The organism is Pseudomonas sp. GW821-FHT02C04, assembly GCF_059421845.1.
The window spans coordinates 100,639-120,183 of record NZ_JBWKVT010000005.1 but is presented as its reverse complement, the minus strand read 5'-3'; the positions used below and the strand labels follow the sequence as shown (position 1 = coordinate 120,183).

23 protein-coding genes are annotated in these 19,545 nt (G+C 56.7%); 16 read left to right on the top strand and 7 right to left on the bottom strand.

All coding sequences use genetic code 11. From position 1 onward, the window contains the following. Window positions 1-64 precede the first annotated feature (64 nt). The 3 genes from gpM to AC07VV_RS19165 are packed head-to-tail and all read right to left on the bottom strand — an operon-like array spanning window position 65 to window position 2,726. A complete protein-coding gene (gpM, locus tag AC07VV_RS19175) occupies window positions 65-784 on the bottom strand; it encodes a phage terminase small subunit (protein WP_047293126.1) in 720 nt (239 codons plus the stop codon). Continuing rightward, window positions 781-1,800, bottom strand: a complete 1,020-nt coding sequence (locus tag AC07VV_RS19170) for a phage major capsid protein, P2 family (protein ID WP_495037122.1) — start codon at window positions 1,798-1,800, stop codon at window positions 781-783. The genes gpM and AC07VV_RS19170 overlap by 4 nt, the downstream gene beginning before the upstream one ends. A gap of 2 nt (window positions 1,801-1,802) precedes the next feature. Beyond that, window positions 1,803-2,726, bottom strand: a complete 924-nt coding sequence (locus AC07VV_RS19165; RefSeq protein ID WP_495037121.1) for a GPO family capsid scaffolding protein — start codon at window positions 2,724-2,726, stop codon at window positions 1,803-1,805. A 162-nt stretch (window positions 2,727-2,888) separates the two neighbouring features. Here AC07VV_RS19165 and AC07VV_RS19160 point away from each other — a divergent pair, with 162 nt between their 5' ends. From AC07VV_RS19160 to AC07VV_RS19150, 3 genes are all read left to right on the top strand, one after another. Continuing rightward, a complete protein-coding gene (locus AC07VV_RS19160) occupies window positions 2,889-4,931 on the top strand; it encodes a terminase large subunit domain-containing protein (protein ID WP_495037120.1) in 2,043 nt (680 codons plus the stop codon). Continuing rightward, window positions 4,843-5,712 (top strand): phage portal protein, encoded by an 870-nt coding sequence (locus tag AC07VV_RS19155; protein ID WP_495037335.1) that lies wholly within the window; start codon window positions 4,843-4,845, stop codon window positions 5,710-5,712. Before AC07VV_RS19160 ends, AC07VV_RS19155 begins: the two co-directional genes overlap by 89 nt. Before the next feature lie 75 nt (window positions 5,713-5,787). Beyond that, window positions 5,788-6,045 carry an ogr/Delta-like zinc finger family protein gene (locus AC07VV_RS19150; protein WP_047293252.1) on the top strand — a complete coding sequence of 86 codons (258 nt, stop codon included), beginning with the start codon at window positions 5,788-5,790 and terminating at the stop codon, window positions 6,043-6,045. A 55-nt stretch (window positions 6,046-6,100) separates the two neighbouring features. Here AC07VV_RS19150 and AC07VV_RS19145 read toward each other — a convergent pair whose 3' ends face one another. Together AC07VV_RS19145 and AC07VV_RS19140 are read right to left on the bottom strand one after the other, a co-directional pair. Continuing rightward, window positions 6,101-6,286 (bottom strand): hypothetical protein, encoded by a 186-nt coding sequence (locus tag AC07VV_RS19145; protein ID WP_495037119.1) that lies wholly within the window; start codon window positions 6,284-6,286, stop codon window positions 6,101-6,103. A gap of 101 nt (window positions 6,287-6,387) precedes the next feature. Next, complete coding sequence (locus AC07VV_RS19140) at window positions 6,388-6,735, bottom strand: helix-turn-helix domain-containing protein (RefSeq protein WP_178076205.1); 348 nt, start codon at window positions 6,733-6,735, stop codon at window positions 6,388-6,390. Window positions 6,736-6,827: 92 nt separating this feature from the next. Here AC07VV_RS19140 and AC07VV_RS19135 point away from each other — a divergent pair, with 92 nt between their 5' ends. The 8 genes from AC07VV_RS19135 (at window position 6,828) to AC07VV_RS19100 (ending at window position 11,944) form a co-directional block, all read left to right on the top strand. Beyond that, window positions 6,828-7,028: a DNA-binding protein gene (locus tag AC07VV_RS19135; RefSeq protein ID WP_018929266.1), complete on the top strand. Its 201-nt coding sequence runs from the start codon at window positions 6,828-6,830 to the stop codon at window positions 7,026-7,028. A gap of 29 nt (window positions 7,029-7,057) precedes the next feature. Continuing rightward, entirely contained in the window at window positions 7,058-7,531 is a 474-nt protein-coding gene (locus tag AC07VV_RS19130) for a YmfL family putative regulatory protein (RefSeq protein WP_495037118.1), read from the top strand. Then, window positions 7,528-7,893 (top strand): hypothetical protein, encoded by a 366-nt coding sequence (locus AC07VV_RS19125; protein WP_085649274.1) that lies wholly within the window; start codon window positions 7,528-7,530, stop codon window positions 7,891-7,893. The genes AC07VV_RS19130 and AC07VV_RS19125 overlap by 4 nt, the downstream gene beginning before the upstream one ends. 76 nt (window positions 7,894-7,969) lie before the next feature. Beyond that, window positions 7,970-8,203 (top strand): hypothetical protein, encoded by a 234-nt coding sequence (locus AC07VV_RS19120; protein WP_047293115.1) that lies wholly within the window; start codon window positions 7,970-7,972, stop codon window positions 8,201-8,203. Window positions 8,204-8,205: 2 nt separating this feature from the next. Then, window positions 8,206-11,001: a toprim domain-containing protein gene (locus AC07VV_RS19115; RefSeq protein WP_495037117.1), complete on the top strand. Its 2,796-nt coding sequence runs from the start codon at window positions 8,206-8,208 to the stop codon at window positions 10,999-11,001. A gap of 16 nt (window positions 11,002-11,017) precedes the next feature. Next, window positions 11,018-11,311: a hypothetical protein gene (locus AC07VV_RS19110; protein ID WP_495037116.1), complete on the top strand. Its 294-nt coding sequence runs from the start codon at window positions 11,018-11,020 to the stop codon at window positions 11,309-11,311. Window positions 11,312-11,375: 64 nt separating this feature from the next. Continuing rightward, window positions 11,376-11,672 (top strand): hypothetical protein, encoded by a 297-nt coding sequence (locus AC07VV_RS19105; protein ID WP_495037115.1) that lies wholly within the window; start codon window positions 11,376-11,378, stop codon window positions 11,670-11,672. Continuing rightward, complete coding sequence (locus tag AC07VV_RS19100) at window positions 11,669-11,944, top strand: pyocin activator PrtN family protein (protein WP_260520295.1); 276 nt, start codon at window positions 11,669-11,671, stop codon at window positions 11,942-11,944. The genes AC07VV_RS19105 and AC07VV_RS19100 overlap by 4 nt, the downstream gene beginning before the upstream one ends. A gap of 1 nt (window position 11,945) precedes the next feature. Here the strand turns inward: AC07VV_RS19100 and AC07VV_RS19095 are convergent, their stop codons facing one another. Then, window positions 11,946-13,070 (bottom strand): site-specific integrase, encoded by a 1,125-nt coding sequence (locus AC07VV_RS19095; protein WP_495037114.1) that lies wholly within the window; start codon window positions 13,068-13,070, stop codon window positions 11,946-11,948. Window positions 13,071-13,172: 102 nt separating this feature from the next. On the opposite strand from AC07VV_RS19095, the gene dusA reads away from it, so the two are divergent. Both dusA and AC07VV_RS19085 read left to right on the top strand, forming a co-directional pair. After that, the gene (gene dusA, locus AC07VV_RS19090) at window positions 13,173-14,183 is read left to right on the top strand and encodes a tRNA dihydrouridine(20/20a) synthase DusA (RefSeq protein ID WP_207866934.1); all 1,011 of its coding nucleotides are present in this window, start codon (window positions 13,173-13,175) and stop codon (window positions 14,181-14,183) included. 84 nt (window positions 14,184-14,267) lie between these two features. Then, complete coding sequence (locus tag AC07VV_RS19085; protein WP_096822050.1) at window positions 14,268-14,639, top strand: DUF2388 domain-containing protein; 372 nt, start codon at window positions 14,268-14,270, stop codon at window positions 14,637-14,639. Here the strand turns inward: AC07VV_RS19085 and AC07VV_RS19080 are convergent, their stop codons facing one another. Continuing rightward, window positions 14,640-15,470: an undecaprenyl-diphosphate phosphatase gene (locus AC07VV_RS19080; RefSeq protein ID WP_102621820.1), complete on the bottom strand. Its 831-nt coding sequence runs from the start codon at window positions 15,468-15,470 to the stop codon at window positions 14,640-14,642. Window positions 15,471-15,975: 505 nt separating this feature from the next. On the opposite strand from AC07VV_RS19080, the gene AC07VV_RS19075 reads away from it, so the two are divergent. The 3 genes from AC07VV_RS19075 (at window position 15,976) to AC07VV_RS19065 (ending at window position 19,427) form a co-directional block, all read left to right on the top strand. After that, window positions 15,976-16,716, top strand: a complete 741-nt coding sequence (locus AC07VV_RS19075) for a winged helix-turn-helix domain-containing protein (RefSeq protein WP_495037334.1) — start codon at window positions 15,976-15,978, stop codon at window positions 16,714-16,716. A 291-nt stretch (window positions 16,717-17,007) separates the two neighbouring features. Continuing rightward, a complete protein-coding gene (locus tag AC07VV_RS19070) occupies window positions 17,008-17,649 on the top strand; it encodes a winged helix-turn-helix domain-containing protein (protein WP_495037113.1) in 642 nt (213 codons plus the stop codon). A gap of 383 nt (window positions 17,650-18,032) precedes the next feature. Further along, the gene (locus AC07VV_RS19065) at window positions 18,033-19,427 is read left to right on the top strand and encodes an undecaprenyl-phosphate glucose phosphotransferase (RefSeq protein ID WP_102621823.1); all 1,395 of its coding nucleotides are present in this window, start codon (window positions 18,033-18,035) and stop codon (window positions 19,425-19,427) included. Window positions 19,428-19,545 lie beyond the last annotated feature (118 nt).

The window sequence follows — 19,545 nt, the reverse complement described above, 5'->3', positions numbered from 1 at the left end:
TTTCGTGGGGCTGTCCATAAATGGCAGACACACGTCCACAGTTCCCCGCTGGGGGGGTAGTCGGTTATTGGGCGCCGGTGACGGCGGGTGTTTGTTTGGCGATCGCCTTACGGCACTTCGCAATGCGTGTCTCGTTGCCGGCCTTGGCGTGCAACTCGGTCGATCGCTCCAGGTGCTTGAGCGCTGTTTCCCACTGCTCGGCCTCCATGGCGCGCATGCCGATCAACTTGTGGTACTTGCTCGGGATCTGTTCGGGCAGATCCCATTCGCCGTCGACACGCGGCAGCAGGTCGGACAGGTACGGTTCCGGGCTGCGCTGGGCGTTGTATTCACGGAAAGCCCATTCGATCACCGCGTCCGCTACGAACGTCTGCACGTTGCGCTTGAAGCGCTCCGGCATTTCCTGACCCTGCTCGATCGCGAAGTCCGCCAGTTCCAGACCGTCTTCGAACTGCTCGGTGTCGAATAGCCAGACCATCACCTGCACCAGGACGGGGTTCTGCATCACCAGGCCCGAATCCATGTAGCGCTGGATGAAGTCCTGATACTTGGGCAGCAACTCAGTTCGCTTGAGCGTTTGTTTGCTCGCCAAGTTCTTTAAATCGCTCAAGCGCTTCAGGTCTTCATCCAGCGAGGCTTGCATCAGCAGCAGGTGTTTTTTCGCGTTGGCTGGGCTGCTCAGGGCTTCCGCCGGCGAATACGCCAGCGGTGCCGCTGCAGCAGCGATCACTGCAGCAGTTCCCTGAGCCAAAATGCGGCGCTTGTGGGCAAGGGCCAGGCTCACTTCACCAGCTCCACGTTTTCGGTCAGCGCGATCTTTTCCAGCTGCTCGATCACGTAGCCCTCGTTGCGGCTGTTGTAATCCTCAACGCGCGAACGTTTCGGGTTGTCCACGGTTTGCTTGCGCCAGCTGGAGTCCTGGAAGTAAATCGACAGGTTGTCCCAACTGGTGACCAGCACACCGTTGACCGGGAAGAACGGAACGCTAAAGCTCGGCAGACCGCCGTAGGTGGCGATCACCTGGGCGTCCTCGATGCGCTCTTTCTCGGTCGGGGTGTCGCCCTGCTTGGCATACAGCTTGGCCTTGTCAGCGGCCAGCAGGTCGGTGCCGATGATTGCCACCAGGTCGCCGCCGTCGCGCAAACGCTCGTCCACCATTTGCTTGGTGTCATGCACCAGGGCGTCCAGGTTCTCGTAGTCACCGCCCGGCCCCATGGTGACCTTGCCGGGTGTCTTGCCTTCCTTGAGTACCTGCTGCGGCGCCTGCTCGCGCAGCTGCTGCAGCCAGCCTTTGTTCACGTCCTGCAGCATTGGATAGGCTTCAATGTCGGTCTGCGCAGCCGCTTTCTCACCATGGAAGCCGACCATGATGCGATCCAGGGCGATCTGTTTCTGCACGGCAGCCGAGTAGCGTTGATGGAAGTCCGGGAACTTGGCCCAGGCATCAATCTTCGCGTAGGGCAGCCCGACGTCCGACTCGGTCGACGACAGCTCATAGGTGCTGTTATCCAGCGCCGAAGCATCTTTCGCCACGCGATCGGTGGTCTTGGTGTTGGTGCGGCCAGTCACCGGACCGGACACGCCAATAAACACCTTCTCACCCTTGATCTCGGTCACCGGAATGACGTTGATGCGCTGCAAGAAGTCCGATTTGGCGGTAATGGCGTCGTTCAGCTCCTGGGCGATCGACGGTTCAACGGAGAACATCTTGCTGGACAGCTCGACACCGTAAGTCTCGGCGATCGCCAGCTGCATTTCGGCGTACATCTTGGCGCCGTAGGCGCTCAGGGAACGGGCCATGTTCAGAGCACCCGCGCTTTGGATTTGTCGGCCGCGCCGTTTACACGCGGAAGTTGGCGCCCGGTCGATGTGTTCTGCAGCGCAGTGAATTGCTTCTGCAGACTGGTCAGCGCGGCCAGCACAGCTTTGTTGCCGGCGCCATTGCGCTTGAATTCGCGGTCCTCTTCAGCAGTGGTGACGATCTCGTCAACGGCCGCGCTGACGTCATCGATCGGGGCTTGATCGGGTTCCGGCGCATCTTCGGCCGCAGGCTCGATCACGGCCTGAATGCCGGCAGCGACGACTAGCAGCTGGGCCAGCAGGGCTTTCAAGGCCGTTGCGGTAGCTTCATCCATTGGGGGTTTGCTCTCGGTTGGGGTTTGCGGAGTGTTTTCGGTGGGCGTGTCTTCAATTCCGAAACGCTTGAACAGGCGGGTAAACATGGCGGCAAGGCGCCCGATCTCGCCCTGCGGCTCGGTTTCGCGTAACGGGCCGAGTTCTTGCGAGGCGGCGTAGTACGCGGCGCGACTGGTGCGATTGGAGAAATACAACTCTTGCGTGCCGAGACTTGCCGGCGAGTCAGTAACCGCCAGGCCAGTCAGATAGGCCTTGCCGCTGCCGGCGAAATTCGGGGTGATTTCGATGCTGCTGAACAGTTTCTGGCCTTGGTCGTTGAGGTACAGAAGGCGATCGTTCGGTTTCAACTGAGCTTCCAGCGCGATCTGGCCAGGCTCCAGATCCTCGCCCTCTTCAACCAAGCGCACGGCAAAAACGGTGCCGTGGGAACCCGGCCAGCGTTCGTGGTCGCACCAGATCACCGCCGTGTATTTGGCAGGCGTGTAGGTCTCGGCGATGTCGCGCAGTTCCTGGGGCAGGATCTCGCGGCCATCGACGGTCGGGCCGCTGGTGGCAACACGTTTCCAGTAGGAGACAAGGGAACGGGGCATGGTCGGTAACTGCGCTCAATCGTTGAATGAGCCGCCACGATAGGGAGCCGATTTGCCCCAAACAAACGGTTGGTTTTCGGCGTTCTCCTATTTTCTGGATATAGGCGAATGCCGGGATTTAACCCCGCGTTTCCAGCGTTTTCGCCGCATAGACTGCGGCCCATGAACTACCCGACCGAAGTCAAAGAAGCCGCAAAACGCCTATACCTGCGCCGCTGTTCGGTGAAGGAAATCCAAGCGCATTTGAAGCTGCCTAACATCCGCATCGTCTACTACTGGATTCGCCAAGGCGGCTGGGACGAGATGCTGACGGACGAAGAACCGTTGAGCGCCGTCAACCGACGAATCACCCTGATTCTGGAAAAGATCGATCCGCTGACTGATGCCGAGCTGAAAGAGCTGGAGCGGCTGACAAGCCTGCTGGAGCGTTTAAAAAAACTGGCAGCGAAACCCGCGCCGACTGGGCCGTCAGATCGTCCGGACGGGCCTCGCGAGCGTCCACAAGGTCAACGCCGTGAACGTGGCGAGGGCGGCGGCAAGAAGCGCGAGAAAAAAGCGAAGAACGATATCAGCGGCCTTACCGAAGTGGACTTCCTGGAAAAGTTCATCTCGAAAATGTACGGCTACCAGAAAGAGCTGTTCGAGGCGAAACAGAACCCGCTTACCCGCCGTGTCCGGAACATCCTAAAGAGCCGTCAGGTCGGTCTGACCTACTACTTCGCCGGCGAAGCGTTCATGGATGCCGTGTTGAGCGGTGACAACCAGGTGTTCCTGTCGGCCAGCCGATCACAATCCGAGATTTTCCGCAGCTACATCATCCAGTTTGCCCAGCAGTGGTTCGGCATCGAGCTGACCGGCAACCCGATCACCTTGAGCAACGGCGCCGAGCTGCGTTTCCTCAGCACCAACAGCAGCACCGCCCAGGGCTACCACGGGCACGTCTACGTCGACGAATACTTCTGGATTCGCGACTTCGAAAAGCTCAGCACCGTCGCCAGCGCCATGGGCACTCACAAGAAATGGCGCAAAACCTATTTCTCGACGCCCAGCGCCGTGTCGCACCAGGCGTATCCGTTCTGGTCGGGCGACGAATTCCGCAACAGCAAGCGCGGCAAAAAGGCCGGCGGCGAATGGCCGAGCGAGGCGGCTTACACGCAGGGCGCGCTGTGTCCGGACGGTCAGTGGCGCAAGACGATCACCCTGGACGATGCGATCGCCGGCGGCTGCGACTTGTTCGACCTTGAGCAGCTGCAGCTGGAGTACGACGAGGACAAATTCCAGCAGCTGTTCTACTGCAAGTTCATCGACAGCACCCAAAGCGCATTCAGCCTCAAGGATCTGGAGCGCTGCTATTCGGATCTGTCGTTGTGGGAGGACTACAACCCGGATCTGGATCGTCCGTTTGGCAACAGCCCGGTCTGGCTGGGCTACGACCCGAGCCGGACACGCGACGATGCCACCTGCGTGGTCATCGCGCCGCCGCTCGAACCCGGGGCGAAGTTCCGGATTCTGGAAAAGCACAGCTGGCGGGGCCACTCGTTCACCTACCAGGCCGCGCAGGTCAAGAAGCTGACCGAGCGCTTCAACGTGCAGCACATCGGAATCGATGTCACCGGCGTGGGTTACGGCGTATTCGACCTGGTGCGCGACTTCTATGCCAAGGCAACGCCGATTCACTACAGCCTGGAGGCGAAAAACGCGCTCGTCCTCAAGGCTCAGGACACGATCCAAGGTAGCCGCATCGAGTGGGACGCCGGTTGGACGGACATAGCCCAGGCGTTCCTGACCATCAAGCGCGGCGCCACCAACAGCGGCCAGATCACCTACAGCGCATCCCGTACCGAAGCCACCGGTCACGCCGACATTGCCTGGGCGGTGATGCACGCCCTGTCCAACGAACCTTTGAACACCAACAAGCGGCGCCGTAGCCGCTACGTCACGAGTAACCAGAGCAGCCATGGCCAACCGCAAACGCAGAAAGCACCACGTAGCCCAACCACAGCAACAGCCAATGCGCTCGTTTACGTTCGGAGAGCCGGAGCAGGTTCTGTCCGGCAACATCGGCGAGTACGTGGGTGTGTTTCCCAGCGACGACGGCAAGATCTACAAACCGCCGGTGTCACGGGCTGGCCTGGCCAAGCTTTTGCGCGCCAACGCGCACCACGGCGCCATTCCCAAATTCAAGCGCAACCTGTTGCTGCGTGAGTTCATCGCCTCGGCGGGCTGCAGCACGGAGACGATGGGACGCGCCGGACTGGACTACATGGTGTTTGGTGAGGCGTACTTCTACAACGACACCAACGCATTCGGTCAGGTGCTGGAGCTGCAGCACCTGCCGGCGATCAACATGCGCGTGAAGGTGGGCGGCGGCTACGTGATGCTGCTGCCGGACAACAAGGAAATGGAGTTCGAACAGCACGAAATTTCCCACGTCCTGGACTACGACGTGGAACAGAACATTTACGGGATTCCGGATTACCTGGGCGGCCTGCAGGCGTTGCTGCTGAATGAGGCTGCGACCCTCTTCCGCCGGCGCTACTACAGCAACGGCGCGCACGCCGGCTACATCTTCTACACCAACGATCCCGACTTGACCGAAGAGGACGAAGACGAGTTGCGCGCCCAAATCAGCGCCAGCAAAGGTGTGGGCAACTTCCGCTCAATGTTCGTCAACATCCCCAATGGCAAAGAGAACGCGATTCAGATCATCCCCGTGGGAGACTTCCAGGCGAAAGACGAGCTGGAGAAAGTGAAGAACATAACCCGAAACGATGTCATCGCGGCCTGGCGGATGAACCCCGCGCTAGCCGGCATCATCCCGGAGAACACCGGCGGGTTTGGCGACATTGAAAAGATCGATCGCGTGTACACCAGTAACGAGATTCGACCGATTTGCCAGCTGTTCGATCAGCTCAATGACCGGTTACGCGAAGACAGGCGCTTTAGCTGGAAACCTGCGCAAAATGCAGTGGATACCACTGCATGAAACACCTTTCGAAGCGAATGCCATTACAAAATGTGGCAATATGGTGGCGATCAGTTGCCCCTGGGGAGGGACACAATGAGAGTTGTATGCAAGTGCGGCCACAAGGGCCGAATTGCTTCACGGGAAGAGGTAACAACGGAGTTCGTGAAGCTGTATTGCCAATGCCTGGACGCAAGGTGCGGGCATACGTGGGTGTCGAACCTGACGTTCTCACACACGCTCAGTCCATCTTCGCAGACCTTCGAACGCATGTTGATCGATCGGTTTCGCGAGTTGCCCAGGGCGAAGCAGCGGGAGCTTTTCGAGCAGTTGGGATCGCAGGCGGTAGCGTAGGTACAAACCGCCAACGCTACAGCGTTGGCGATCGGGATCATTCAAAGAATGACGTTCAGCCCCCTACCTTCTCCTTTGGGTTGATTGCCAGTATCTCGGCCACGCGACGGACCTGCTGCTGTTCAACGCGACTCAGCCGACGATACAGATCGATCAGTCGACGCTCGATGTCCGTGAGGACGGTAGTTTCCGACCCGACGTGTTCGAGGTTGATTTGACCGTTCTTCTTGCGATCCAACATGCTAACTACTCCATAAAGTGCATTGCTGAATCGACGTTATCGGGGCGGCAAACCGCATTGAAACAAAGGCGTGACTAATGAGTCAGGTGCATTGTTGCGAGTTACTTCCGCTGCCGAGCAGCGTCGTCTGCCATGGCTTCGAGAAAGCGACGAATTGCTTTTTGATCCTCGTCAGAGATGCTCCTGAATTGGTGAATCAATTCTTCTTCCGCAGCGCTAAAAAGTTGTCCCAATGGCGTCGATCGCCGACCCGTGAGCACGTAAGCCGCGTCAACGCCACGCTCTTCAAGCGCGGTGACATATCGAAGATCGAGAGAATTTGCTCCCAACTCGTAGTTTTTCTGCGTGCCTCTGCTAACGCCTAGCAGCACACCAAAATCAGTTTGATTTAACCCCAAGCGCTCGCGCTCTTCCCTGAGGCGTTCACCCACTCGATCCGCTATGAGCATTTTTTTAGCCACCACCATTGACTTGATCATTTTTTTGACCAAAAATCACCACAGACAAACGCAAACAAACAGAAACGAACAAGGGGAGCACTATGCCCGCCACCGTTACGCACGAGCAAGCCCGGGCGGCGCTTGATCGAAAAGGCGTCAGCATTGCGGAATTCAGCCGCAAACATGGACTGAACAAAAATTTAGTCAGCGACCTGTTGAACGGTCGGATCAAAGGTCGCCGTGGGGAGGCACATCGCGCCGCGGTACTGCTTGGAATCAAAGACGGCGAAATTGAACAGTAGTGGCACGGCTCAACAGGGAAAAGTAGAAGATGAAAAGTTTGATCCTAGATACCCGCAGGGAAGTTACCAGCGAGATCATTCGAAGCTATGTCGGGGGGCGCAAAGCCGCAGCCAACCGTCTGGGCCTAAAGCTCAAAAAATTTGACAACCATGCCTACGAAAATGCCGGCTGCTCGCCACTCAGTGACGCGCAAATCTTCATGCTCGAGCAGGAAAACGGCACCTACCACCTGGCGAACTACGTCGCTTCAATGTACGGCGGGCGCTTCATCCCCGTAGCCAATCCGGAAACGCTGGATAACGTCGAACTCTATGCCCGCTCCCTACATGTTGCAGCTAAGCGTGGTTGCGTTGACCAGGCCATTGCTCAGGCACTTGAGGATGGATCAATCAGCGAGAAGGAAGCCGAATTGATTCTGGACGCCAACAACCTGCATCTGGCTGCGCGTCACGCCGAAGTATTGGCGGCGATCGCCCTCTACCGCGAAGGGAAAGCCCAATGAGCAACATGAACGCAGTACAGGATCATCAGGACATGCTCAAAGCTACCGCGCTGCTTTTTCTTGAACGGCATCAGTGCGAACACCTGAGCGACGACCAGCAGCTGCTGAAACGCGCAGTCCAGCACCTGGTTGCCGACTTTGACGTGCTGACTCCTACCGCCGAAAAAATGGTTCACCTAGCCTACAGCGATCTGTCTGCAGTGAGCGATCGGCAGCGTCTGGATGTTCTGACCAGCACGCCTACACACACCGTTATCACGGACACAGGCACCGGTGAGGTGTGGGCCATCCCCGTCAGCCTGATCTATGAGCGAATTCTGAACGCACCGGACAACGGGCGTTTCCGCATCACCACTCCGTAACACCCAACCAAAAAACCCTCCCGATCCCCCATTCCCGTGGGTTTGGGTGAGCTGCGCCCGAAATTGAGGTTTGACGATGGAAAACGCCCTGAACATCCACGCAAAGCTGCCGCCGGAACAGGCTCAGGCGCTCTTGGCCAACCTGCGCGAACAGTACCGTCTCAGCCTCAATGACCTTTGGTACGCAGACCAATATCGATTCATTCCCGAAGGCCTACGTCACGGATCGATCCTCGCTAATTGCCCTGTGATGGCAGCCCAGAAACACCTGATCGGCGCCCTCTCCCTCTGCCTTAAGAAAGTGAAGTAACGATGAAAGAGAAACTGCGTAGCGACGTGATCGAGCGCCTGACAAGCGATTACGGCCTCAAGCACCGGGCAAACACCGACTACATGCGCGGCGGCACCTGCCCGAAGTGCCGTCAGAAAACGCTGTACACCCGTTTTGACGCTCCGTGGTTGGTGATCTGCGGCAGACCTGAAAAATGCGCTCATACCCTGCATGTGAAGGAGTTGTACGAAGACCTTTTCGAAGACTGGAGCAAGCGCGCGCCGTCCAGCGACCAACACCCCAACGCGACCGCCCGTGCCTACCTGGAATTCGCTCGGGGCTTTCGCATTGAGCTGATCCAGGGCTGGTTCACCCAGGAAAGCTTTTACTCCCCTAACCACAACGCCGGCAGCGCCACGGTACGCTTCGCGTTGGATAAAGGCGGCTGGTGGGAACGCCTGATCGACCGTCCGCACCGCTTCGGCAAGATGAAAGCGCGCTTCAAATCGAAGGACAGCTATCGCGGCGTCTGGTGGTGCCCGCCCTGCGTGGATCTGCTGGAAGCGAAGGAAGTCTGGATTGTTGAAGGCATCTTTGACGCCATCGCCTTGGTGCACAACGACATCGTCGCGGTATCGGCCATGTCCTCGAATGCCTTCCCTGAAGAGTCGCTGCGAGCCCTTGCACGTGACCGCGAAGGCAAATTGCCCAAGCTGGTCTGGGCACTCGACAACGAGTCAGGCGCCCATGCTTACACCAAACGTTGGGCGAAGCAGGCGCGCGCTTTGGGGTTCGTCTGCGAGGCGGCGCAGATCCCCCTGCGTGATGGCCGCAAGACCGACTGGAACGACCTGCATCAACGTTGGAATTTCATCGAAGACGAGGGCCAACGCGCCGACCAGATCGCGGCAGATCTGAAACAGGCGCGTCACCTGGGCGCGCTGCTGCTGGCCGAGAGCGCCGCCGAAAAAGCGCTGCTCATGTACGACTGTAACAAGCGCGGTGAATTCCACCTGGGCTTCGGTAGCCGCCTGTACTGGTTCAAGTTGGACATGGAGAAATTCAATCGGGCGATGCAGGACATCGAGGACAGCGAAAACCACGACGACCAACTGCTCAACCAATCCCAACAGCGCGAGAAGGCTTTACAGCAGTCCGGCAGCGTCGTCGAGATCGCCAACTGCTATCCACAGGCGTTGTACTTTCAACGCAACGAAGTTACCGATGAATCCTGGTACTACGTGCGTGTGGACTTCCCTCACGACTCAGAAAGCGTGAAGAACACCTTCACTAGCGGTCAGCTATCAGCCGCCAGCGAATTCAAAAAACGCCTGCTCGGAATGGCTGCCGGTGCCATGTACACCGGTAGCGGCCAGCAGCTCGACAAGCTGATGAAGGATCAACTGTTCGGCATCAAAACCGTATCCACGATTGACTACGTGGGCTACAGCAAGGAATACGGCTGTTACGTTTTTGGGGATCTCGCCATCAAGGATGGCACGATCTACAAAATCAATAGCGAGGACTATTTCGAGTTCGGAAAACTGCGGCTGAAATCGCTGCAGAAAGGCGTCCCGATCAAGCTGCAGCGTGATGGGAAGGACTTTAACGAACAGTGGCTGCAGTTGCTGTGGACATGCTTCGGCGCCCAGGGCCTTGTCGCACTGGTGTTCTTCTTCGGTTCGCTGTTCTGCGAGCAGATCCGGGCGCGCTATCAGTCCTTCCCTTTTCTGGAAGCCACCGGCGAGGCCGGCGCCGGCAAAACCACCTTGCTTAATCTGCTGTGGAAACTGCTCGGCCGCGAGGGGTACGAAGGCTTCGACCCGATGAAGTCGACGAAAGCCGGTCGTTCGCGGTTGATGGGTCAGGTATCCGGAATGCCTGTGGTGTTTCTTGAGGCGGATCGCCACGGTGACGATCGATCTCACGCCAAGACTTTCGAATGGGACGAGCTGAAAGACTTTTTTGGTGGCGGCACTTTGGCCACCAAAGGTGTGAAGACTGCCGGCAACGAAACCTACGAACCACCGTTCCGCGGCACGATCGCCATCAGCCAGAACGCGGCCGTGGTCGCCCATGAAGCGATCATGACCCGGATCGTGAAGCTGCACTTCATCCGGCCGACAGTGACGCCGCAAAGCCGCGCTGCAGCGGACAAACTGAACGCCCTGGACGGCGGAACGCTCAGCCACTTCCTGATTCGGGCCGTCAGTAAAGAGTCGGCCGTCCTCGAGCTTTTCGCCCAGCGCATGCCCGAACACGAAGCCAAGCTGCGCCGGCTGCACACCCACTGCTTCGACTGCGGAACCGAGTTCCCAAGCGAACAAGGTAACTGCCGCAGCTGCGGATCCGACCTGCGCGGATACATCCGTGTGGAGCGGATCAGCAAGAACCACGCGCAGTTACTTTCGCTGCTCGATGCCCTGCGCCTGGTTCTGAAACTGGACGAGCCTCAGGTAGCCGCGACCCAGCGGCAGATCGTCCGAATGGCGATCGAGCGTCAAGCCTCAATCAGCTCCGACCACCCGGCCGTTGCCGAATTCTGGGAAGTCTACGACTACCTCGAATCGCTCAATGATGACCCCCTGGTCGATCACAGCAGCGACCCGAGCGTCATTGCGATCAACCTCAACGAATTCAGCGAACGAGCCGCCGAACACAAACAGAAGCTGGCCGACGTGGCCACCCTGCGCGACCTGCTGAAAGAGTCACGCTCGCACAAGTTTTTGGAAGCAAATAAAGCCGTACACAGCGCAGTCCGCGCAGCGATGAACAGCAGAACACCCTTGGCGCCGGGCCGTCCCACAACGGTCAAGTGCTGGATCTTCAAAGCGTGAAAAGGAGGCTACACCGATGCAAATCCAAGTTTTTATGGGGAATGCCGGCGACGGCAACACGAACAAGCTGCAGGAGATCATCGATCGCCTGAATGCACTTGGGAAGAGCCAGCCGGTGATTCAAGCCGGGGCTTACGGCGAGGACGGGCTGCTGCAGACTCTTGAAGTTCGTGCTGCAGGTGGCCAGCGCGAAATCCTGGTGGACTCATGCAGCCCACAGCAGATTTTCAGCGTACTGGAATGGCAATCCTGTACCGAGGAAGACCCGAATTACGCTGACCTGGTTATTCACCTGGCCCGTCGGGACTGACGGAATAGAAGCGATGTCGAGGAGTTGCAGCTCCCCGACATCAACCACCACTGAGGGCAACACCATGGAAGCACAGCACCAAAGCAGCAGTGATCCAAAGGCTAACACACTCAACAACAGTGACCCGCACGCTCGGCATCTGATGGCTATCAGAATCGTAGGTACAGCGCTGTTTGACTATCGAGTACGGAAAACTGAAGCAGCGCGGATCCGGCTTGAATGCCTTACCACTTTCGCCAAGGAGTTGGGCGACATCGATGCGGCAGAGTTCGCTGTTGTCGCTCAACTACTGACAGGCAAATCAACAGCAGACCGCCCCCCAATTGATCGAACTTACTCACTCGAAGGTATCGCACTATGAAAACGCTGTTTGTACTGATGGCCCAATACAATGGCCAAGTGGTAATTCCCCTGGATCGAGTGTGCCAGGATTATTTCACGCACCTGACAACGGATATGTTTCAACGCAAAGTTGGTGCAGGGCAGATAAAGCTCCCGATTACTCGCATGGAGTCGAGCCAGAAAAGTGCGAAAGGTGTTCATATTGCAGACCTGTCGGCCTACCTGGATGAACAGCGCGCTGCAGCAGTCAAAGAAAGTAATCAACTGAATAGCGCGCCGCGCAGCAGCTAATTCACCTCAACGTTTTGGCGCCCAGTTTTACGGGCGCCTGCAGGATGCGCTCGAACCATTCCCAAGTTGCATACACATCCCCTCGTCCGCGCAAGTGGGTATAACGGCGCATTGAGTTCCAGTCTCGATGGCCCGACACGCTCGCCACTCGCGGAATATCCCAATCCATTTCAAAAAGACGACTGACGCCTTCGTGGCGCAGATCGTGAAAGTGCAGATCTTCAATGCCCAGGATTTTGCAGGCCCTTGTCCAGGACGTCGACACGGATTCAGCGCTGTAAGGAAAGATCTCAGGCAACACTTTAGGCATGGTCTGAAGGATCTCCCATGCTTCTGGCGGCAATTGACACCAGACGTCGTTACCGATTTTTTGCCCAGGGTTCTTCATGTCACGAACCAGAACTCGATGGCCTGCTTCATCCAAGTCATCCCACCGGATCCGGGTAATCTCTTCTTGCCTACGCGTGGAAAACAACGCGAATCCAGTCAGCTTTAGCATGTTGATAGAAGTCGGGCGACGGCTTTGAATACTCCGAAAGTGCGTCAGCAGTTTGTCGAGTTCTTCCAAGGTGGGCCGGCGATCGCGCTCGCGACTTTTCATGTTGTAACCGAGCTTTTTCAACACTCGGCGGGCGTCCGCCATTGCGTGCGGATCCACCTCATACCCCCAAGCGGGCCGAGCTATCGAGAGAACCGCACCCAGGTGTGCGAGATCGTTGCCGGCGGTTTGAGGCTGAACGCCCCCGCCCTCCTTGCCCATGCGCCATAACGCGTATTCGACCAGGTGCTGGCTGCTTACATCTCTGTCGTTCAACTTCCCCAGGTAGCATTCGCTGATCGCCTTCAACGTGCCGAGCTTCGTCTTCCCGAGAGGGCGCGCCTTGGTCATCTCGGCCAAGTACCGATCAATCATTTCCTTAATCGTCGCACCCGGTCGGTTCGCCCGCTCGATCGCACCTGGTTCATCCAGTTCGGTTTCTCTTTTACGTACCCAAGCCTGTGCGGCCTGTTTTCGGGCGAAGGTCTGGCTCTCTTGGTAAACTTGCGCCCCATCGCGAAACAGGCGTATCTGTGCCGTGTAACTGGTGCTGCCGTCGGTGCGTTTCCGTGCTCTGATCGTGGCCATAGTCAACTGGTACAATTTGAAAGGTGGTTGGTACATTGTACCAACCGACCTCAGAAAACGCCTATTTACCCCCTGAAACCGGCTTAGAACACGTAGAGCAAAATGGTACAGAATTCAGCTACATACCCAACAAACACCGGCTCTACGCTGTCTAGAAGGTTCTCCGTTGCGCCCATGATGGATTGGACTGACCGCCATTGCCGGTACTTCCTACGCCTGCTGTCGAAAAACGCCCTGCTCTACACCGAGATGGTCACCACCGGCGCTCTGCTCAACGGCGATCACGAACGTTTCCTCCGTCACAACGAAGCTGAGCACCCGCTGGCCTTGCAGTTGGGTGGTAGCGTTCCGCTGGACTTGGCCGCCTGTGCGCGTATGGCGCAGGAGCACGGTTATGACGAGGTGAATCTGAACGTTGGCTGCCCGAGTGATCGGGTGCAGAACAATATGATCGGTGCGTGCCTGATGGGGCATCCGCAGTTGGTGGCGGATTGTGTGAAGGCGATGCGTGATGCGGTGTCGATTCCGGTGACGGTGAAGCATCGGATCGGGATCAACGGGCGGGACAGTTATGAGGAGCTGTGTGATTTCGTCGGTACGGTGCGGGATGCCGGGTGCACGAGTTTTACGGTGCATGCGCGGATCGCGATTCTGGAGGGGTTGTCGCCGAAGGAGAACCGTGACATTCCGCCGCTGCGTTATGACGTGGCGGCGCGGTTGAAGGCGGATTTTCCGGAGCTGGAGTTCATTCTGAACGGCGGGATCAAGACGATGGAGGCCTGCCATGAGCATTTGCAGACCTTTGACGGTGTGATGCTGGGCCGTGAGGCTTATCACAATCCGTATCTGCTGGCCGAGGTGGATCAGCAGTTGTTCGGCAGTTCAGCGCCGGTGATCACTCGCGCCGAGGCGTTGGCGCAGTTGCGGCCTTATATTGCCGCGCATCTGGCGACTGGCGGGGCGATGCATCACATCACGCGCCATGTGCTCGGCCTGGGCACCGGTTTCCCGGGGGCGCGCAAGTTTCGGCAGTTGTTGTCGGTGGATATTCACAAGGCCAAGGATCCGTTGGCGTTGCTGGATCAGGCGGCGGAGTTGTTGGCCGGTCGTTGATCGAGGCGTTGAATGTGCGGGCAACGAATGACCGTTGCCCGCGGCTGTAATTCTTTTGATGTACGGACAGGATGTCTTTTGTTTATGCCCACGTTGAATTTCCCTGGCTTCAAGCGCTGCACCCTCCTTGCCTTGTTTTGCATCACGTCCAATGTTCAGGCCCACTGCGACGGGCTGTGTCTGGGTAACACCGATACGCCATGGGAGGTGACCAAGCTGTCTGGTTTCACGCTTGTCTCTTTGCTGCTCACGCCCTTCACGGCTTCGCAAGAAACCACCGAAAGCCATAAACGCGTTTACTCCGCCGAGGAGCTGGAAGACGCGCGGCTCTACCTCGCCAGCGACGGCATGCTGAAGGCTGCGTATTTCACGTCAGCCTTGCAGCGGTTTCGTCAGGAATCGCCTGATACGGAGTTGAGCGACCTCGCCGTCGCGGCGCTGATCAGCAGTCAGTGATCAGGCCGCCGCTTCCGTCCAGTTCACCCAGCCAAACACCCACGTGGCCAGGATCAGCAAGCCAAACGCGATCCGGTACCAGGCAAACGCGGCGTAGCTGTGGTTCGCAATGAACTTCAGCAAGCCGCGTACGGCGATCATTGCGAACACGAATGCGGTGACGAAGCCCAGGGCGAACACAGGCAAGTCGCCCGCCTGGAACAGCTCTCGATACTTGTAGCCTGAGTACACCGCAGCACCGACCATGGTCGGCATCGCCAGGAAGAACGAAAACTCGGTGGCCGCCTTGCGCGACAGGCCAAACAGCAGGCCGCCAATGATGGTCGAGCCGGAGCGCGAAGTACCCGGAATCATCGCCAGGCACTGTACGAAACCGATCTTCAGCGCGTCGGACCAGGCCATGTCGTCGACGTGCTCGACGCTCACCACATGATCCCGACGTTCGGCCCACAACATCACGATACCGCCCACCACCAGTGCGACAGCGACGGTGATCGGGTTAAACAAGTAATGATGAATGGCATCGGCGAATAACACGCCCAGGACGACCGCCGGGAAGAACGCGATCATCAGATTAAGCGTGAAGCGTTGTGCATTGCGTTGGGTCGGCAGGCCTTTGACAATCTCGAAGATCTTCGGGCGAAACTCCCAGACGACGGCAAGAATGGCGCCCAGTTGAATAATGATGTTGAACGCCATGGCGCGTTCGCCACCAAAATCGAGCAAGTCGGCAACGATAATCTGGTGGCCCGTACTGGAGATGGGCAAGAACTCGGTGAGACCTTCTACCGCACCTAAAATCAACACCTTGAACAAGGTCAGTAAATCCATTAATCCTCCGTCAGAACGCTCGTAAAGAGCGCCCGATCAACTGTATTCAGGCATTGGGTATCTGAAGTTAAACAATTGGTAGATCCAGACCCATTGCCCGACTCGGTGACGGAGAATATGTCTTATCAAAAGACACACTCAAGCCATGTTAATAATCGTCCGTCTGTGAACTTGTTCTCTTAGTAGCAAAAAAAGCCCCCACGCCCTAAAATGTGACCCACCTCACATTCTCCAGTTTTAAGCCACGATCAATAGTGGCCATAGGACATAAAACAGGTCGCCATAATTACAAAATAGTGGCACCATTGCACATCGCCACCATCTAACGGCCTTCGCTTCGTTAGTTCACAGCCCCGAGAAAATCAACTAAAAGCTTGAAATGCTTAATTATTGTTAGAAAACTCGGGAGCCACGTCTAAAAATCGCGTAAATGTTACCAATTGTCAGTCACAGATGAGAACCGGTGCTTTAACATCCCGATGTCAGCACTTTTTCGAGTCAACGCATCATGCTTACAGGGAACTTGGCGACTAACAGCCCACACCGGACAAACAACGAGCCAGGCGTTCTCACTCTGGCCCGTACCCGTGCTGTGGCTGAACATTTTAGAGCGTTGATCGCGCAGCATGTGCAGACCGATCTGGCTCTAGAGGCCAACTCCTTCACTAGTTCATATCAGCAAAATGAATATCACGGCTCATATCGAGCCATCTTCATCATCATCGACACTCCCCAGGCACTCGAAGACAATCTGGCGCGGGTGGAAAACCTGCGTGCCGACAACTTGAAGCCGATCATTTGCGCGGTCATTACAGGGCGCGGCGCCTACAGCAAGATCAAATACCATCTTGCGGGGGCGGACTTCTGTATCAAGCTCAATACGCTTGCCGACGAAGGCGCCGAGTTGTTCGGTGAGTTCTTCAGCAGTGAAGAATGGCTCAGGGATATAGACCTGGTGCTGGACCCCACCCGTATTTGCCTGTCGGACACCAGCAAGAAACTGGACATTTCCTTTGCCGAAATGAAGATTCTGGAAGCGTTTGCGCAGACCAGTAATCACATACTCAGCCATGATGAAATCGCCAGCATCATGGGGCTCAACAGCAATTTCTACGATCCCCGGGCGCTGGAAAAATCCATCAGCCGCTTGCGTGGGAAAATCAAGGACGTGTACGGTACGAACGCCATACAGAGCATTCGCGGGTATGGCTACCGCCTGATGAGGGGGTTGATCTCGACCGCCTGAGTCAGGAAATCATCATTTGCAGCATACGAGGGAACGTCTGATGCAACGCTATGAAAATCCAACGTCTCACCGTTTTATCCGCAATATCTATCCAATAAAAAGCTGTCAATTGAATGAGCGCTGCAACACTTAAACATAACAATAAATCATTACTCTAAAAGCAGACCAAGTGGAACTTATCGCGGCCATAATTGGGCCCAGACCCTGCCTGTCGATTATTTCCGAGCGCGTTATTACTCGTCTGCCGAATACCTTTTAGCCATATTTGGTGCGTTATTTCAGGAGAGAGACATGGAAACCAGTACAACCCTCCCAAGAAAATATTTTGTTGTCGTGACGAACAATTCCGCGTCGCAGCGCGAACTCGAGAGTATTCTCTCCAGCGAGCGTTTCAATTCGTTTGGTACGTCTCAGGCACAGATGTTTGTTGAAGGTGTTGCTTCGCCCTCTTCCACTCCCACGCTGATGGAGTTCACTTACCCACGCGGCACAAGGAAAAGCGTCGCTCGCAGTATTGAACATGATACCCAGCGAATATTGGCCACCCTCGAGTCCGAATGGCTGGCTGCACAATCTACTCATTCATTCCAGAACACCCAGGCCATAACGTCGGACGTCGATGACACTTCCCGGCCGGTCACAGAAGCCTGGCATCTTGATAATGATCAAGGCGTACTCGTCCGGGAGGATATCGAGATCAGTCTCACCGGCCTCGAAACCGCACTGGTCAGGAAAATGCTGCACCATGAAGAACGCGTTGTCAGTCGCGACGATCTGATTCTCAGCATCGGTCGGGAACCGGAACAATATCGCGGTCTGGAGATGTGCCTGAGCCGTCTTCAAGACAAATTCAAAAGTGCCAGTAACGGCGAACGACTGTTTCGCGCTGTCCGCAATCGCGGTTATTGCCTGATCCAGGAAGTTGTTGCATAAGCACAGCCTCCACATCAATGAACAGAAGCAAGTGCAATTACAAAAATAAAAAAGCACTTTGCTTGGTTTAACCCTCCTTTGTCAGTAATGCCTCCCTCCTCACCCTTCCTACGATAGCAAACACAACAGGGATTATTAACCCTCCGCCCTTCGACCTTTTCTAACGTTTGATATTCTTCAATTCAAATGATTGGCACATTGCCATCTTGTTAGAACTCGTCAGACAGCTTCTTCCCCAATAACTTAGTCTATTGATTGACGACAGTTCGGCATACCGATGTTGTTACCTCAGAACATGGGCACCTAAAACAAAAACAAGTCTGCTTAACAACTCGGATTTCAACTGTCGAAACCTGAATGGAAGTCTTTTGGGGATATCGCATATGGATCTCACTCTACGTATCAACCGAAACACGGGCCTCAAGGGACTTACCTTCTGGGGCCAATGGGCACTGGCACAGTGCTTTATTGTTTCACTGTTATTTATATTGGCTGAGCAACATACGGGAACGGTCGAGTTCTATTACCGGATGTGCACCATGCTGGCCGTGTTGGCGTCGGTTCCGGCCTATACGTTCAGCGGCGCCTACCGAAAGCGAGACAACTACCTGACCGGTCTGGGACGGCTGTTCATGGGATGGTCGATGACCATGGCCGGACTGACGTTCATCGCGTTCATCTGCAAGGCCGATGAGCTGTTTTCGCGCCAGGTGATCCTTGACTGGGCGGTGTACGGTTTCCTCGGACAGGCGTTGCTGTATGCGCCGCTGCATGCGTTCTCCAAGTACTACCAGCGTTCACGCAAAAGCGAGCACAAGACCCTGATTGTAGGGACGGGCGAACTGGCCCTGGGCTTGGCGAAGAAGCTCAGCGAACACGAAAACCTGCCGTTGGTAGGTCTGGTCAGCAACGGCACCCTGCCCGCTCTGGACGCAAATGCACCACGCGTCGTCGGCGATCAGGAAAACCTGCTGGAACTGATCAAACGCCACGACATCCGTCGCCTGTACATCACGCTGTCGCTGTCCGAAGCGGCGAAGATCGAAGCGATGTATGTCGATCTGCTGGATGCCAACGTGGACGTGGTCTGGGTGCCGGATCTGAACAGCCTGACGCTGCTCAATCACTCGGTGAAAGTCGTGGACGGCCTGCCGGCGATCTACCTCAATGAAAGCCCGCTGACCAGCCGCCCCACCGCCGCCCTGAGCAAGAGCCTGATGGAGAAAAGCGTCGCACTGCTGGCCATCGTGCTGTTGAGCCCGGTGCTGTTGCTCATCTCCCTGGCGGTGAAACTCAGCTCCCCCGGCCCGGTGTTCTTCAAGCAGGATCGCCATGGCTGGAACGGCAAGGTGATTCAGGTCTGGAAGTTCCGCTCGATGCGCGTGCACGATGACCGCGACGTCAAACAGGCCAGCCGTAACGACTCACGCATCACCGCCGTCGGACGCTTCATCCGCCGCACTTCGCTGGATGAACTGCCGCAACTGTTCAACGTGCTGCAAGGCCACATGGCACTGGTCGGCCCACGCCCGCACGCCGTGGCGCACAACAACTACTACTCGGGGAAAATCCTCGCCTACATGGCGCGCCACCGAATCAAACCGGGCATCACTGGCCTGGCACAGATCAGCGGTTGCCGGGGTGAGACCGATACCCTCGACAAGATGGAGAAGCGTGTCGAGATCGACCTCAAGTACATCAACAACTGGTCGCTGTGGCTGGACGTGAAGATCCTGGTGAAGACGCCGTTTACCCTGTTGTCGAAGGATATTTACTGAGACGCAGAGCTGCAGAAAGCAACACCGCAAGGGGACGAAAGTCCCCTTTTTTGTGGGCGGGATTTGGGGGTTGGCGGGCAGCTTGCGAGCACGCTGGGTCAGTTGAATTGATGCCGAC